The organism is Mesorhizobium humile, assembly GCF_033977215.1.
Taxonomy (GTDB): domain Bacteria; phylum Pseudomonadota; class Alphaproteobacteria; order Rhizobiales; family Rhizobiaceae; genus Mesorhizobium; species Mesorhizobium humile.
The window spans coordinates 138,887-154,563 of sequence record NZ_JAVIIV010000007.1 but is presented as its reverse complement, the minus strand read 5'-3'; the positions used below and the strand labels follow the sequence as shown (position 1 = coordinate 154,563).

The 15,677-nt window shown below is 65.7% G+C and carries 14 protein-coding genes; 11 read left to right on the top strand and 3 right to left on the bottom strand.

All coding sequences use genetic code 11. The annotated features are described in order from the left end of the window. Positions 1 to 49: 49 nt before the first annotated feature. Complete coding sequence (locus RFM52_RS13450; protein WP_320297103.1) at positions 50 to 1,039, bottom strand: sugar ABC transporter substrate-binding protein; 990 nt, start codon at positions 1,037 to 1,039, stop codon at positions 50 to 52. A 61-nt stretch (positions 1,040 to 1,100) separates the two neighbouring features. Beyond that, positions 1,101 to 2,177 (bottom strand): LacI family DNA-binding transcriptional regulator, encoded by a 1,077-nt coding sequence (locus tag RFM52_RS13445; protein WP_320297104.1) that lies wholly within the window; start codon positions 2,175 to 2,177, stop codon positions 1,101 to 1,103. A gap of 145 nt (positions 2,178 to 2,322) precedes the next feature. Here RFM52_RS13445 and RFM52_RS13440 point away from each other — a divergent pair, with 145 nt between their 5' ends. Then, positions 2,323 to 3,354, top strand: a complete 1,032-nt coding sequence (locus RFM52_RS13440; RefSeq protein WP_320297105.1) for a hydroxyacid dehydrogenase — start codon at positions 2,323 to 2,325, stop codon at positions 3,352 to 3,354. Between the two features lie 15 nt (positions 3,355 to 3,369). Here RFM52_RS13440 and RFM52_RS13435 read toward each other — a convergent pair whose 3' ends face one another. Then, on the bottom strand, positions 3,370 to 4,047 hold the full coding sequence (locus RFM52_RS13435) for a GntR family transcriptional regulator (RefSeq protein ID WP_320297106.1): 678 nt from the start codon (positions 4,045 to 4,047) through the stop codon (positions 3,370 to 3,372). 239 nt (positions 4,048 to 4,286) lie between these two features. Between RFM52_RS13435 and RFM52_RS13430 the strand changes: the two genes are divergently transcribed. From RFM52_RS13430 to RFM52_RS13385, 10 genes are all read left to right on the top strand, one after another. Beyond that, a complete protein-coding gene (locus tag RFM52_RS13430) occupies positions 4,287 to 4,874 on the top strand; it encodes an amino acid synthesis family protein (RefSeq protein WP_320297107.1) in 588 nt (195 codons plus the stop codon). Continuing rightward, positions 4,867 to 6,669 carry an alpha/beta fold hydrolase gene (locus RFM52_RS13425; RefSeq protein WP_320297108.1) on the top strand — a complete coding sequence of 601 codons (1,803 nt, stop codon included), beginning with the start codon at positions 4,867 to 4,869 and terminating at the stop codon, positions 6,667 to 6,669. The genes RFM52_RS13430 and RFM52_RS13425 overlap by 8 nt, the downstream gene beginning before the upstream one ends. 5 nt (positions 6,670 to 6,674) lie before the next feature. After that, positions 6,675 to 7,727 (top strand): LLM class flavin-dependent oxidoreductase, encoded by a 1,053-nt coding sequence (locus RFM52_RS13420; protein ID WP_320297109.1) that lies wholly within the window; start codon positions 6,675 to 6,677, stop codon positions 7,725 to 7,727. Then, positions 7,724 to 9,199, top strand: coding sequence for an aldehyde dehydrogenase (locus RFM52_RS13415; RefSeq protein WP_320297110.1), 1,476 nt, complete (start codon positions 7,724 to 7,726; stop codon positions 9,197 to 9,199). The genes RFM52_RS13420 and RFM52_RS13415 overlap by 4 nt, the downstream gene beginning before the upstream one ends. 58 nt (positions 9,200 to 9,257) lie before the next feature. Continuing rightward, positions 9,258 to 10,262: an ABC transporter substrate-binding protein gene (locus tag RFM52_RS13410; protein ID WP_320297111.1), complete on the top strand. Its 1,005-nt coding sequence runs from the start codon at positions 9,258 to 9,260 to the stop codon at positions 10,260 to 10,262. Between the two features lie 69 nt (positions 10,263 to 10,331). Then, positions 10,332 to 11,192: an ABC transporter permease gene (locus RFM52_RS13405; protein WP_320297112.1), complete on the top strand. Its 861-nt coding sequence runs from the start codon at positions 10,332 to 10,334 to the stop codon at positions 11,190 to 11,192. Between the two features lies 1 nt (position 11,193). Next, positions 11,194 to 11,994 carry an ABC transporter permease gene (locus tag RFM52_RS13400; protein ID WP_320297113.1) on the top strand — a complete coding sequence of 267 codons (801 nt, stop codon included), beginning with the start codon at positions 11,194 to 11,196 and terminating at the stop codon, positions 11,992 to 11,994. After that, the gene (locus RFM52_RS13395) at positions 11,991 to 13,067 is read left to right on the top strand and encodes an ABC transporter ATP-binding protein (RefSeq protein WP_320297114.1); all 1,077 of its coding nucleotides are present in this window, start codon (positions 11,991 to 11,993) and stop codon (positions 13,065 to 13,067) included. The genes RFM52_RS13400 and RFM52_RS13395 overlap by 4 nt, the downstream gene beginning before the upstream one ends. Positions 13,068 to 13,187: 120 nt before the next feature. Next, on the top strand, positions 13,188 to 14,402 hold the full coding sequence (locus RFM52_RS13390; protein WP_320297115.1) for an ROK family transcriptional regulator: 1,215 nt from the start codon (positions 13,188 to 13,190) through the stop codon (positions 14,400 to 14,402). Continuing rightward, positions 14,399 to 15,652, top strand: a complete 1,254-nt coding sequence (locus tag RFM52_RS13385; RefSeq protein WP_320297116.1) for a M20 family metallopeptidase — start codon at positions 14,399 to 14,401, stop codon at positions 15,650 to 15,652. The genes RFM52_RS13390 and RFM52_RS13385 overlap by 4 nt, the downstream gene beginning before the upstream one ends. The last annotated feature ends 25 nt before the right edge of the window (positions 15,653 to 15,677 follow it).

Genomic DNA, 15,677 nt, shown 5'->3' with positions numbered 1-15,677 from the left:
TGCCTACTGCCTACTGCCTACTGCCTACTGCCTACTGCCTATTTCCTACTTACTTCACATATTGCAGCATCGGCTCCTTGCCGGCGTCGATCACGTCCTTGGTCAGCACCAGCGTCGGCACGGCGATGCTGTCCTCGACCTTCTCGCCGGCCAGCGCCTTCTTGACGTTTTCCACCGCCTGCTTGCCGACGAGATAAGGAAGCTGCGCCACGGAGGCATTCAGGCGGCCTTCCTTGATCGACTTCACCGCGTCCGAATTGCCGTCGACGCCGATGATCGTCACCTGCGGGCCTTTGCCGGCCGCATAGACCGACTCGACCGCGCCGAGCGCCATGCCGTCATTGGCGCAGAAGATGGCGACGAGGTCGGGATGCGCGGTCAGCGTGTCGGTGGCGATGGAAGCAGCCTTGCCGCGATCCCAGTCGCCCGGCAGCGAGGCGACGATTTCAAGGCCGGGCGCCAGTTCCTTCAGCTTGTCGGCGAAACCCTTGGCGCGCTTCTCGCCGGTGATGTTGCCGGAAAGGCCTTCGATGACCAGCACTGGACCCTTGGCATCCTTGCCGAGCTTTTTGGCGAGGTATTCGGCGCCCTGCGCGCCGGCGGCGATGTTGTCGGAACCGATGTGGAAGGTGACCTTGACGCCTTCCTTGTCGAGCACCGCCTGGTCGAGATTGTTGTCGAGGTCGACGATCTTGATGCCGGCGTCCTGCGCCGACTTCAGGCAAGGCAGAAGGTTGGTCGAGTTGATCGCGGCGGTGATCATCGCTACCGGCTTGCGCTCGAGCATGGTGTTGCACAGGTTGAGCTGCGGCTCGGCCGCCTGGTCGCTCTCGGCCGCCTGCTGGAAATATTTCACGCCGGCTTCCTTGGCGCCGTCCGCGACGCCCTGCGCCATCGCGCCCCAGAACGGGTTGGCCAGCGTCTTCATCAACACGCCATATTCGCCGTCCTCGGCTTTGGCGGCGCCGGCGGCGGAGAACGCCAGCGCGACGCCCACGGCAATGGTAAATCGATTTATCTTTAGGAAATGCGATGTCATTCTATCCTCCGTTTGATCCTTGGCGCCGGATGCCTCGGCCAGGGCCGGCGCATGCTACCGTTCACGACAATGGGGGCTGTTGTCGGTCTCCTCCCCCGGAATGCGGACCGCTGCCTGGCGAGCCAACGGATTCCCGCATCAACACCTGGCAGGGCTCGAGGCGCGCCGTGGGTGGCCCCGCCGCACCCTCGACCCTGCGAAACAGAAGGTTCATCGCCTCGCTGGCGATCCGGCGCACCGGCTGCACCACGGCGGCGATCGCCGGCCATGTCACCTGCATCCATTCCGCGTCGTCGAAGCCGACCAGCGAGATATCGTTCGGGCAATGCCAGCCGCGCCGGCGGAATTCGGACAGCGCGACAAGCGTGCCTTTCAAAAGCAGCGAATAAACGGCGGTCGGCCGCTCGCCGCGTCCGAAATAGTCGCGCAGCGAAGCTCTGAGCGGCTCGACGCTGACTTCCGCGGTGATGACGTCGATGCGCACCGACGGGTTGAGCGCCAGCGCCTGGGCGCGAAAACCCTCGAGGCGGGCGCGCACGGTTGCCGCCTGCTCGGCAAGGCCGATGACCAGGATATGGCTGTGGCCCTTGCCGACCAGCATCCGCGCCACCTCGGCGCTGGCGGCCGCGCTGTCGGCGGAGACCGTATCGAAGGCGTCGTCGGAGAGCACGCGGTCGATCAGCACGCCGGTCATGCCGTTGGCCTTCATGAAGGCTGCGGCCGGGCCGTGCTCGTTGCGCACCGGCGCCAGCACGACGCCGGCAACGCGCCAGTCATGCATGCGGGCGAGGATTTCCTTCTCGCGCGCCTCGGATTCACGGCTCGACGCCGCGACCAGCGTGTAGCCGCGCTGCTCGGCAAGCCCCTCCAGCTCGGTGACCATCTGGCCGAAGAACTCGCTTTCGAATTCCGGCATGATGGCGCCGATGATGCGGCGCTTGGCCCTGCGCATGTCGGACGCAAGCGGATCGACGCGATAGCCCAGACGCTCGACCGCATCGAAGACGCGCTGCGCGTTTTCCGGCCTCACCGTCGTGACGCCGGCCAGCACCTTGGAGACGGTGGCCGCGGACACGCCGGCATGGCTTGCCACGTCGTGGATCGACGGACGCCGCTGCTGGGCTCCCTGATGCGCCATTGACCTCCTCCCGAGGGCAGGCAGCCGCGCGCTGCCTCACTAATCCAAACGGTAAATCGATTTTTCGCAGTTGTAAATCGTTTCATCGGGAGTAAGACTTGAGATGTCAGATTGACGCGATCCAATCGCGTCCCGGGAGGAAACCATGTCCGACAAAGCCTTGCCGCTGGTCATCAGCGCGCCCGAACCGCGCACGCTCGACCTGATCTTCACGCCGCCGCAGCTGGCGCGGCTGCGCAAGAACTATCGCATCGTGGAGACCACGCCGGACGGCGTTTCCGCCCTGCCCGCCGAGACACTGGCCGAGGCACGCTACATCATCGGCCAGCCGCCGATTTCAGCCGAGACGCTGGAGAAGCTGAAGGCGCTGCGCTGTATCTTCAACGTCGAGACCAATCTCCTCAACAACATGCCCTATGAGACACTGTTCGCGCGCGGCATCCATGTCGTCACCACCGGCCTGGTCTTTGCCGAGCCGGTGGCCGAGCTTGGCCTCGCCATGGCGCTGAACCTGGCGCGCAACATCGTCGATGCCGACCTCGCCTTCCGGCAAGGCAAGGAGCTGTGGGGCGGCGACGGCAACCAGACCGCGCGGCTCCTCTCGGGCGCCGATGTCGGCATCATCGGCTTCGGCGATCTCGGCCGCGCGCTCAACCGCCTGCTGACCGGCTTCCGGACCCGCACCAGGGTCTATGACCCGTGGCTGCCGCCATCGATCCTGATCGACAACGGCGTCCAGCCGGCCTCGCTGGATGAGGTGTTGTCGCAAAGCGACTTCGTCTTCGTCGTCGCTTCCGTCACCAGCGAGAACCAGGGTTTCCTCGGCGCGGACTCATTCGCCAAGATGCGCAAGGGCGCCGCCTTCATCCTGCTCAGCCGCGCCGGCGTCGTCGATTTCGCCGCATTGATGGCGGCTGTGAAGAGCGGCCATATCGTCGCCGCAAGCGACGTCTTTCCCGAAGAGCCGCTGGCCAAGGACCATCCTGTCCGTGCCCTCCCCGGCTTCCTGCGTTCGGCGCACCGCGCCGGCGCCCTCGACATCGCCTTCAAGCGCATGGGCGACATGGTGCTGGAGGACATGGACCTCGTCGACCGAGGCCTGCCGCCACTGCGCTCCAAGCGCGCCGAGCGCGAGACGGTCTCGCGCATGCGCTCCAAGCCGGTCGACCGGAATTGAGCTCGAACAAGCCGTCTAAAGCGAACCCAGCCGAAGCGCGTCGCGCGCGATTTGCCAGGCCGTCTCCACATGCCGCCGGGCCGCGGCCTCCGCCGCCTCCGGCTTGCGCGAGCGGATCGCATCCATGATCGCGTGCATTTCGGCGATCGCCGGCTCGCGGCGGTTCTGCGACAGGATCGTCATCGAGCGCAGCTGGTTGATGCGGACATTGAGGCCGGTGACGATCTCCCAGGCGATGCGCTTGTCGGCCGCTTCGAACAGCACCTCGTAGAAGCTCGCCGTCGCCCGCATCACCTCGGCCGGCACGCCCGACGCCCACGCCTCGAGCAGCTTCGCCAGCGCCGCATCGAGCAGCGCGATCTGATCGTCGGTGGCCGATGCGGCGCACGCCTTCGCCGCGATGCCTTCCAGCAGCGCGCGCAACTCGTAGATCTCATCGGTCCGGCCGAGATCGGGCTTGGCCACGGCCGGCCCGTGCCCGGGTATCATCTGCACCAGACCTTCGGTCTCCAGCTGCCGCAACACCTCGCGCACGACCGAACGGCTGACCCCGAGCTGGTCGCATAACGGCCGCTCGACCAGCCTTTCGCCGGGCTGGAAATGGAAATCCATGATCGCCTCGCGCATACGCTCCAGCGCCAGCGTCCTCAACGTCTTGGCGGAGCGGTCGATACGAAGCGTGTCGTCAGCCATTTTTCCCGAATCCTCAGAGCAATTCCAGGAAAAGTGCGAAGCGGTTTTCCGTCCGGAATTGCGTCAAAACAAAGAGTTGGAGCGGTTCGCCGTTTCCCCGAAACGGCGAGGCGCTCACCTCGTCACAAAAACAGATTCCATGACCGGTTGACAAGGCACGCGGCACTCCATAGCATGGTATACCATAAGACGATACAAAAATTGATGCGGCCGCGAGCGGCTCCATCCCGAGGAATTCGATGCAGCCAGCCATCCGCAAGATCGTGACCTATACCGAGAACACGCTGATCGAGGGCGGCAAGGCGGCGCCAAGGCCGTTACGCCTGATCGGTGTGGCCGCGGTGCTCGCCAACCCCTGGGCCGGCCGCGGCTTCACCGAGGATCTCTCGCCCGAGATCCGCGCCTTTGCGCCGGTGCTTGGCGAAACGCTGACCAATGAGATCATCGCTATCGCTGGTTCCGGCGAAGCGATCGAAGGCTACGGCAAGGCCGCCCTCTGCGGTACGTCGGGCGAAGTCGAGCATGCGTCGGCGCTGATCCACACGCTGCATTTCGGCAATCATTATCGCCGCGCCGTCGGCGCCAAGACCTACCTCGCCTTCACCAATCTGCGCGGCGGCCCCAACACACCGATCATGATCCCGCTGATGGACAAGAGCGACGAAGGCCGCCGCTCCCACTATCTCACCGTGCATTTCCAGATCGGCGACGCCCCGGCTCCAGATGAGCTGGTCGTGGCGCTCGGCGCGTCCATTGGCGGCCGCCCGCATCACCGCATCGGCGACCGCTACCAGGATCTGAAGGAGCTCGGAGACCTGCATGGCTGACGCCGGCGCATTGGTCCGCGGCAAGGCACCCGACGGCAGCGGCTTCATCCGCGCCGGCTCCGGCGGGCCGGTCCTGTTTATCCATGGCGTCGGCATGGACGCCAAGATCTGGCAGCCGCAGATCGACATGATGCGGGATCGCTTCGACCTGGTCGCCATCGACATGCTCGGCCACGGCGCCTCGCCGCTGCCGCCGCAGAACGCCGAGCTCTCCGATTTCGCCGACCAGGCGATCGGTCTGCTCGATCATCTCGGCCTCGAGCGCGTCGCGGTCGTTGGCCATTCCATGGGCGCGCTGGTCGCGCAGGAGATCGCGCTGCGCCACCCGTCACGTGTTGGCTCCCTCGTTTGCCTCAATGCCGTCTTCCGACGCCCGCCTGAACTGGCGCACGCGGTGCGCGAACGGGCGGCAGCGCTTGGCGGCCCCGGCGATCCGTCGGCCATCGCCGCGACGATCGCGCGCTGGTTCGGCAATCCGATTCCGCCGCCCCTTTCCGATGCGGCCGCGACGGCGCGGACCGCGCTCGAAAGCGTCGACCCGCAAGGCTACGCCCGCACCTATCGCCTCTTTGCGCACGCCGACACGGCGCATGTCGACCGTCTGGGCAGTCTTGCCGTGCCAGCGCTGTTCATGACGGGATCGGACGACCGCAATTCCACACCCGCCATGTCGGCTGCGATGGCGCGGCTGGCGCCCTCGGGTCAATGCCTGGTGCTGAACGGCGAAAAGCACATGATGACAATCGCTTCGCCAAAGGAAGTGACTCAGCACATCACGGCGTTTCTCGATGAAGTGGCGAACGAAAGGACCAAGGCCGGTCCCGCATTCGAAGCCATGGAATTCCGGCGCGCGCTGGGCTCCTTCCTCACCGGCGTCACCATCGTCACCACGATCGACGAGGCCGGCGATCCGCGCGGCTTCACCGCCAACTCCTTCACCTCCGTCTCGCTCGAGCCGCCGCTGGTGCTGGTCTGCATCGCCAAGAAGGCGCTGGGGCATCAGGCCTTCTCGACCTCCAGGGGCTTTGCCATCAACATCCTGTCCGAGGCCCAGAAGGCGGCATCCGGCATCTTCGCCTCCAAGGCCGCGGACAAGTTCGCTTCGGTCGCGTGGCAGAGCGGCAGGACCGGCAATCCGCTGATCGAGGGTTCGGTCGCGGTATTCGATTGCGCCATGGAACAACTGGTCGACGCCGGCGACCATTCGATCCTCATCGGCCGCGTTCATGATTTCACGCACAACGGCGCGCAGCCTCTCGGTTACTGCCGCGGCGCCTATGTCACGCCCGGTCTCAGCCAGGAAGCGCTGGCGGCCGCCCCCCCTGGAACCAAAGTCGGCGCCATTCTCGAGAACGAAGGCCGCGTGCTCTTCTTCGAGGCGGCGGACGGCGCCTGCCAATTGCCGGCAGGCCGCGGCCTAGGCGCCGCGAACGACGCTCGCAGCCTCAGGGGAAAGCTCGCCGCCAAGGCGATCGAGGCAGATCTCGGCTTCCTCTACGCGGTTTGGGACGACGCGACGGACGCCTCGCGCACCCATGTCTACTATCGCGGAACAGTCGACTCCCCGCTCTCCGGCGATGGCCAGGTCCGCTTCGTCGAGATCGAGCGGATCGCCGAATTGAAGATCGCGGATCCTGCGGTGCGCTCGATGCTGGCACGTTATGCGCGTGAGCGCACGGAAGACACGTTCGGCGTCTATGTCGGCAACGAGGTCGAAGGCGAGGTCCGGCCGCTCGCCAAGCCCGCGCCGTCGGCGCCAATCCATTCCGGCCCAATCCATTCCGGCCAGCGGTGAGATCGATGAAATTTTCGCTTTTCGTCCACATGGAGCGTACGGATCTCGGCAAGCCGCATTCCGAACTGCTGGCGGAACTGGAAGAACTCGTTCTGCTGGCGGAGCAGGCCGGCTTCGAGGCCGCCTGGATCGGCGAGCATCACGGGATGGAATTCACCATCTCGCCGAACCCGTTCATCAACATCGCCTATCTCGCCGCCAAGACGAAAACCATCCGTCTCGGCACCGGCACGATCATCGCGCCCTTCTGGCATCCGATCAAACTCGCCGGCGAGGCGGCGATGGCCGATGTCATCACCGGCGGCAGGCTGGACCTCGGCATCGCGCGCGGCGCCTACAGCTATGAATACCAGCGCGTCTTCCCGGGGCTGGATGCCTGGGGCGCCGGCCAGCGCATGCGCGAGATCATCCCGGCGATCCGCGGCCTCTGGGATGGCGACTACGAGCATACCGGCGAGTTCTGGCAGTTTCCGCCGACGACCTCCTCGCCCAAGCCGTTGCAAAGACCCTACCCGCCGATCTGGGTAGCGGCGCGTGACCCGAATTCGCACGACTTCGCGGTGGCCAACGCATGCCAGGTCCAGGTGACGCCGCTTGCCTCGGGCGACGGCGAGGTGGCGAGCCTGATGGAGCGTTTCAATGCCGCCTGCCAGGCCCATCCGGACATCCCACGGCCGGAGATCATGCTCCTGATGCATACTTTCGTGGCCGAGGACGCCGCCGACGCCGACCGCCTGACGCGGGACCTGTCGCAGTTCTACTGCCAGTTCGGCGCCTGGTTCCAGAACAAGAAGCCGGTGCGCCAGGGCGTGCTGGAGCCGCTGACCGACGAAGAGATCGCGGCCATGCCGCAATACGCGCCCGACAAGATCCGGGAGAACCTCGTCATCGGCGAGGCCGACGAGGTGATCGCCAGGCTGAAGACCTACGAGGCGCAGGGTTACGACCAATACTCGATCTGGATCGACAGCGGGCTTACGCACGAGCGCAAGAAGAAATCGCTGCAGCTGTTCATCGACAAGGTGATGCCGGCCTTCCAGGAGGCAGGGTCGCGATGACCAATATCGCCTTCAGGAACTACATAGACGGCCAGTTCGTCGAAGCCGCCTCCAGCTTCGACAGCATCGATCCGTCCACGGGCAAGCCCTGGGCGACGATGCCGGCCGCTTCCGTTGCCGATACCGACCGCGCCGTCGAAGCCGCGCACCGGGCGCTGCGCTCGGGCCCCTGGGCCGCGATGACCGCGACGGCGCGCGGCAAGCTTTTGGTGAAACTCGGCGATCTCGTCGCCGCCAATGCCGGCCGGCTGGCCGAGCTGGAAACGCGCGACACTGGCAAGATCATCCGCGAGACGCGCGCCCAGATCGCCTATGTCGGCGACTACTACCGCTATTATGGCGGGCTGGCCGACAAGCACGAAGGCGCCTTCATCCCGATCGACAAGGCCGACATGGAAGTGACGGTTCGGCCCGAGCCGATCGGCGTCGTCGCCGCTGTCGTGCCGTGGAACTCGCAGCTTTTCCTGTCGGCGGTGAAGCTCGGCCCGGCGCTGGCCGCCGGCTGCACCGTCGTGCTCAAGGCCTCCGAGGATGGCCCGGCGCCGCTGCTCGCTTTCGCCGAGCTCGTCCATGAGGCCGGCTTTCCAGCCGGCGCTGTCAACATCATCACGGGGTTCGGCCATGATTGCGGGCATCGCCTGACCAGCCATCCGCTCGTCACCCGCGTCGCCTTCACCGGCGGTCCCTCGACCGCCCGGCGGATCGTCGCCAACACGGCCGAGAACCTCGCCTATACGACGCTGGAGCTCGGCGGCAAAAGCCCGGTCGTCGTCTTCGCCGACGCCGATCTCGACAGCGCCGCCAATGCCGTCGTCGCCGGTATCTTCGCCGCCACCGGCCAGAGCTGCGTTGCCGGCTCGCGGCTTTTGGTCGAGCGTTCGGTCAAGGACGATTTCCTCGCGCGGCTCAAGCGCAAGGCTGAAGCCATCGTCATCGGCGATCCGAAGGACCCCGCAACCGAGATGGGTCCGCTGGCGACCGTGCGTCAGCGAGAGCGAATCGAGACGATCGTTGCGGAGAGCATCGCAGCGGGTGGGCGACTGGTCACCGGTGGAGCCCGGCCGCAGGACAAGACCGACGGATACTACTACGCACCGACCATCATCGAGGCGCAGGACCAGGCCCTCGCCTGCGTGCGCGAAGAGCTGTTCGGCCCGGTGCTGAGCGTGCTTGCCTTCGAGACCGAGACCGAGGCGCTGGCTTTGGCCAACGACACGCCATTTGGGCTCGCTTCCGGCGTCTTCACCTCGAATCTCGCCAAGGCGCATCGCATGGCGCGCGGCATTCATGCCGGCGTGGTCTGGATCAACACCTACCGTGCCGTCTCGCCGCAGGTGCCCTTCGGCGGCTACGGCCTTTCCGGCCTCGGCCGCGAGGGCGGCCTCGACGCCATCCGCGATTACACGCGCTCGAAATCGGTGTGGATCCGCACCTCGGACGACCCGATCCCCGATCCCTTCGTCATGCGCTGAAGACGAAGGTTGGACTGACAAGAACAAGAAACGGCACAACCAATCAGAGGAGAACCAGATGAAACTGATTTTCGCCGGCATCCTTGCCGGGCTCATGGTGACCACGGCCGCGAAGGCCGATGAAATGGTGTTCACCAGTTGGGGTGGGACGACGCAGGAAGCCCAGACCAAGTCCTGGGCGGAACCCTTCGCCGCTTCGTCCGGTATCAAGGTGCTGCAGGACGGGCCGACCGACTACGGCAAGCTGAAGGCCATGGTCGACGCCAAGAACGTCACCTGGGACGTCGTCGACGTCGAGATGGATTTCGCCATCAAGGCGGCCAAGGACGGCCTGCTCGAACCGATCGACTTCGCCGTCGTGCCGAAGGCCGATCTCGACCCGCGCTTCAGCAATGAGAATGCCGTCGGCAGCTTCTACTATTCCTTCGTGCTCGCCTGGAACAAGGGCGCCGTCTCCGGCGAGCCGGCAGGCTGGGCCGACATGTTCGACACCAAGAAATTTCCGGGAAAGCGCACCTTCTACAAATGGTCGGCGCCGGGCGTGATCGAGATCGCGCTGCTCGCCGACGGCGTTCCGGCCGACAAGCTCTATCCGCTTGATCTCGACCGCGCCTTCAAGAAGCTCGACACCATCAAGTCGGACATCGTCTGGTGGAGCGGCGGCGCGGAGTCGCAGCAGTTGATTGCGTCGGGCGAAGCTGCCTTCGGCCAGCTCTGGAACGGCCGCGTCTTCGCGCTGGAGAAGGACGGCGCCGATGTCGGCGTCTCCTGGAACCAGAATCTCACCGCCGCCGATGTGCTGGTCGTGCCGAAGGGCGCCAAGAACAAGGATGCGGCGATGAAGTTCCTCGCTGAGGCGACCAGCCCGACCGGTCAGGCGAAATTCGCCGAGGCAAGCGGCTACGCGCCGATCAACACCAAGGCCAAGGCGGAGATGCCCGCCGACGTGGTCAAGGGCTTGCCCGACGCCCATGTCGACGGTCAGATCAACCTCGACATGAACTACTGGGCCGAGCATCGCGACGAGATCGCCACGCGCTGGTACGCCTGGCAGGCGAAGTGACGCCCTTCTCCTCCTGACGAGGACCGGGGCGGCGCCCGCCGTCCCGACCCGCAATCCGGGATTACCGCCATGTCGGTGGAAGCACAGCAAGGGATCACAACCCCTCGGATACCGGCAGGCCTCGGCGGCCTGCTTCCGGCATTGATCCTGATCGGACTTTTCTTCGTCGTGCCGGTGCTGGCGCTTTTGCTGCGCAGCGTCACCGACCCCGCTCCGGGCCTGCAGAATTATGCGGCGCTGCTGGGCGACGGCACGTACGCTCGCGTGTTCTTCAACACCTTCCTCGTCGCCTTCGTCGTCACCATCGTCACCGTGCTCGTCGCCTTCCCGGTCGCCTGGATGCTGGCGATCATGCCGCCGGCGCTCACCTCGATCCTGTTCGGCATCATCATTCTGTCGATGTGGACGAACCTGTTGACCCGCACCTATGCCTGGATGGTGCTGTTGCAGCGCACCGGCGTCATCAATCGGGCGCTGATGGGCGCCGGCATCATCGACCAGCCGCTGCCACTCATCAACAACCTCACCGGCGTCACCATCGGCATGGTCTACATCATGCTGCCCTTCATGATCCTGCCGCTGGTCGGCACCTTGCGCGCCATCGACCCGATGACTTTGCGCGCCGCCGCGCTTTGTGGTGCCAGCCCGCTTGCCGCCTTCCGCCGCATCCTTTTGCCGCTCTCGCTTCCCGGCATCGCCGCCGGCGGGCTGATGGTCTTCGTCATGTCGCTCGGCTATTTCGTCACGCCGGCGCTGCTCGGCGGCACGTCGAACATGATGCTCGCCGAAATGATCGCGCAGATGATCCAGTCGCTGCTCAACTGGGGGCTGGGCAGCGCTGCCGCCTTCATCCTGCTCGTCGTCACCATGGCGCTCTATGCGCTGCAGCTGCGCCTTGTCGGCGCCAGACGCACGACGGGAGGCGCCTGATATGCTGCTCGACTATGATCGCCTCGGTTGGCTGAAGGTCGCGCTCCTTGCCTTCACTGCACTGGTCGCGGCCTTCCTGCTGCTGCCGGTGGTCTTCATCGTCCTGCTCTCCTTCGGCTCCTCGCGCTGGCTGGCCTTCCCGCCGCCCGGCTGGACGCTGAAATGGTATCAGGAGCTGTTTGCCGATCCGTCCTGGATCGAGGCGGCGCTGACCAGCGCCCGCATCGCCACGATGACCGCAATCCTCGCCGTCACCATCGGCCTGCTCGCCTCCTTCGCGCTGGTGCGCGGCCGGTTCCGCGGCCGCGAGATCCTGCGCGGACTGCTGCTCACGCCGATGGTCCTGCCGGTCGTCGTCTTCGCTATCGCCATCTATGCCTTCTTCCTGAAGCTTGGCCTCGGCGGCACGACCGTCGGCTTCGTCGTCGCCCACACCGTGCTTGCGCTGCCCTTCGCCATCATCCCGATCGCCACCGCGCTCGAAGGCTTCGACAAGTCGATCGAGGACGCCGCAATCGTCTGCGGCGCGAGCCCGCTTCAGGCCAAGCTCCGCATCACTCTGCCGTCGATCCGCATCGGCATCTTTTCCGCCGCGATCTTTTCCTTCCTGGCCTCCTGGGATGAGGTGGTCGTGGCGATCTTCATGGCGAGCCCAACCTTGCAGACCTTGCCGGTCAAGATCTGGGGGAGCCTCCGCTCGGACCTCACGCCCGTGATCGCCGCCGCTTCCAGCCTGCTGGTCGCGCTCACGCTGGCCCTGATGATCGTGACGGCACTCTTGCGCCGAAAGCTGCAGACATGACCCAACCCTTTCTCTCGATCCGCAAATTGCGCAAGGCATTCGGTGCCTTCACCGCCGTTCACGATGTGACGCTGGATATTCCCAAGGGCGAGTTCCTGACCTTCCTCGGACCGTCGGGCTCGGGCAAATCGACGACGCTCTACGCCATCGCCGGCTTCCAGGATCCGACCTCCGGCGACGTGCGGCTGCAAGGCAAGTCGTTGCTGTCGGTGCCTTCGCACAAGCGCAACATCGGCATGGTCTTCCAGCGCTACACGCTGTTCCCGCATCTGAGCGTCGCCGAAAACGTCGCCTTCCCGCTCCGCGTCCGCCGCCGGCCCGACACCGAGGTCAAGCGCAAGGTCGCCGAAATGCTGTCGCTGGTGCGGCTGGAAAGCTTCGCCGAGCGCCTGCCCGCGGCGCTCTCGGGCGGTCAGCAGCAGCGCGTCGCGCTCGCCCGCGCGCTGGCCTACGATCCGCCGATCCTTTTGATGGACGAGCCGCTGTCGGCGCTGGACAAGAAGCTGCGCGAGGAGATCCAGGCCGAAATCCGCCGCATCCATCGCGAGACCGGCGTCACCATCCTTTACGTCACGCACGACCAGGAAGAAGCGCTGCATCTGTCGGATCGCATCGCGCTGTTTCGCGATGGCCGTATCGAGCAGATCGGCACCGGTGAGGACCTTTATCTACGGCCCGCTACCGATTTCGTCGCCGGCTTCATCGGCAACTCGAATTTCCTTGCCGCCGAGCATCTGGAAACGGTGGGCGGCGCTTCCACCATCCGCCTCGCCGACGGCGCGCTTGTCTCCGGCATAAATGCCAATGGCAGTTTCGCCCCCGGACAGAAAACCAGGCTGATGATCAGACCGGAAGCGTTTCGCCTGGAGCGCTCTCCGAACAATGCGGAGCTTGCGGTCGAGATCGTCGATGTTGCCTTCTATGGCGAGCGCAGGCGTATTGTGGCGCGCACGAGCGCCGGACAGGAAATCGACATCCGGCCGACATCTTCGGCGCTCGCCGCGCAGGATGTTGCATCGTCCCGTCGCCCGGTGTTTTTCGATCCGGGCGCGGCTTTCCTGTTTCCCGCTTGAGCAGAGCTCCGTCAGCATCACCCTCCGATCGTCGTTCCCAGGTGCCACAACAAGGTTGTTGACAAGCAAATGCTTGAATAATAAGTTCGGTGACAGAACGAATTAATCCGAGGCCCTGCTGTGAGCGACCTGCCGCGTATTTCCCGCCAGTTCTCGCAACGCTCCGTCATGGAGGCGATCGTCCAGGGCGGGCCGATATCGCGGGCGTCGATTTCCAAGCTCACCGGCCTGTCGAAGCAGACGATCTCGGAAATCGTACGCGGCCTCGAGCAGGAAGGCTGGGTGCAGGAGACAGGACGCACCAGCGGCCATGTCGGGCGCACCGCGGTCACCTATGAGCTTGTCCACGACGCCGCTTACATCATCGCCGTCGATCTGGGCGGCACCAAGGTGCGCGTGGCGCTGACCGATCTCGCTTGCCAGATCTTCGCCGAGGCGGCGACGCCGACCGATCCGCGCGGCGGCCAGTTCATCATCGACCAGATCGCAGCACTTGCCTTCCAGGCCGCGGCCAGGGAGCGCATCCCCCGCAAGAAGATTCGCCTTGCCGTCATCGGCGCGCCGGGCGCGCCGGACCCCGCGACCGGCCGCATCCTGCTCGCGCCCAACATCGCCGGCTTCGACGCCATGAATGTGCTTGACGCGTTCGAGAAGGCGCTCGGCGTCGCGGTGATGATAGAGAACGACGTCAATCTCGCCGTGCTCGGCGAGAATTGGCTGGGCCAGGGCCAGGGCATCGACAACCTCGCCTATATCGCGCTGGGCACCGGCGTCGGCAGCGGCCTGATGCTGGGCGGCCATCTGGTGCGCGGCGCCACCCATGCGGCAGGCGAAATCGGTTTCATGCCGATCGGCGCCGATCCGTTCGCGGCGGAATCGCTGCGCACCGGCGCGTTCGAGCGAGCGGTGGCGACGCACGCGATGACCGAACGCTACAGATCCCTGACCGGCACGCAGGTCGCGGTCCCGGCGATCTTCGAGAATGCCGCAAAGGGCGACAAGGCAGCGCTCGCCGTGCTCGACGAGACGGCGCGCTATCTGGCGCAAGGCATCGCCGCGATCGCCGCCGTCGCCAATCCGCAAAAGGTCATACTTGGTGGCTCGATCGGCCTCAGGCCGGAGATCCTCTCGCGCGTCAAGGCCCTGATCCCGCTCTGCTTCCCCTACCCCGTCACGGTCGAGGCCGGCGAACTGGGCGCGCGGGCAGCGCTTATCGGCGCCGCTGCGATCGGGCTTGGCCAGTTGCACAACACACTCTTCGGCGTCGACGCGCCGGACGGCCGCATTTCACTTCCCACCGCCCAGGCGGCTGCCCTGAAGGAGGTCGTGCTGTGACCAGCGATATCACAACCCGGCTGCGCGCCGCTTTCGATGCCGACCAGGCCCTGGCGCTGTTTCGGGGCGCGATAGGACGCGACAGCATCACCGGCAACGAGGCGAATTTCGTCGACTTCCTCGAAACGAAAATGCGCGAACTGGGACTGAGCGGCCTGAGCCGAGCGGATTTCCTGCCCGGCAGGCCGAACATCTGGGGCGAGCGCAAGGGAACTGGCCAGGGCCAGCGCCTGCTCTTCATCGGCCATAGCGACACCGTCCATGTCGACGGCTGGCGCGAGCACTGGGCCGGCACCGAGCGCCAGGACCCGTTTGGAGCGCCCATCATCGACGGGGCAGTCTGGGGCCGCGGCTCGGGCGATCTCAAGGCCGGCATCACCGCCTCGCTGGCGGCGCTCTCGCTGCTCGACAAGGCCGGCATCCGCCTCAAGGGCGACGTCGCCTTCGCTTTCGTCGGCGACGAGGAAAGCGGCCAGCCCGGCACCGGCGTCTCTGCCGGCATCAAGCATTTCGTCGGCCGCATCGAGGCCGGCGAGGTCGCGACGCCCGACTTCACCGTCTATGTCGAGCCGACTCGGCTTGCCGTCTACGCCGCGCAGATCGGCTTCTTCATCACCGACATCACGATTACCGGCAAGTCGGCCTATTTCGGCGTGCCGGAGCTTGGCAAGGACGCCCTTCGCGCCGCCCACGCCGCAATGACGGCGCTGTGGAAACACTCTGATGAGGTGGCCGCCCGCGCCGAGCACAAGCTCACCGGGCGCGGCTTCCTGCTGATCACCGGCCTTACCGGCGGCGGCTATATCGCCGTGCCCGAGCGATGCACGCTGTCGCTAATCCGCAAGCTGCTGCCGGGCGAATCCCTCGACAGCGCCGCCGCCGAGATCGAGGCCGCGGTACGCGGCGCCATCACCGATCCCGAGATCACCGTGGAGTTCGCCTATCCGGCCGGACGCGACCACAGGCTGGGCGGCACCGCCGCCGAGATCGACGAGACGCGCGCCGAAGTCGCCCTGCTTTCGGACTCGATGGCTAAAGCCATGGGCGGGCGCGGCGTGATCGAGGGCGCGCCCTTCTGGTCGGAATCCTCGTTCTTCGTCAATCGGCTCGGCATTCCCGCCGTCTATTGCGCGCCGGGCGACATCCGCAACTGCCACACGTTCGAGGAGCACGTCGATGTCGAGGAATACCTCGCCGGCATCATCGGCTTCGCCGCCTTCATGGCCCGCTATTGCGGCGTGGCCGACTGAAAGACCAACGAAGCGAAATGGGAGA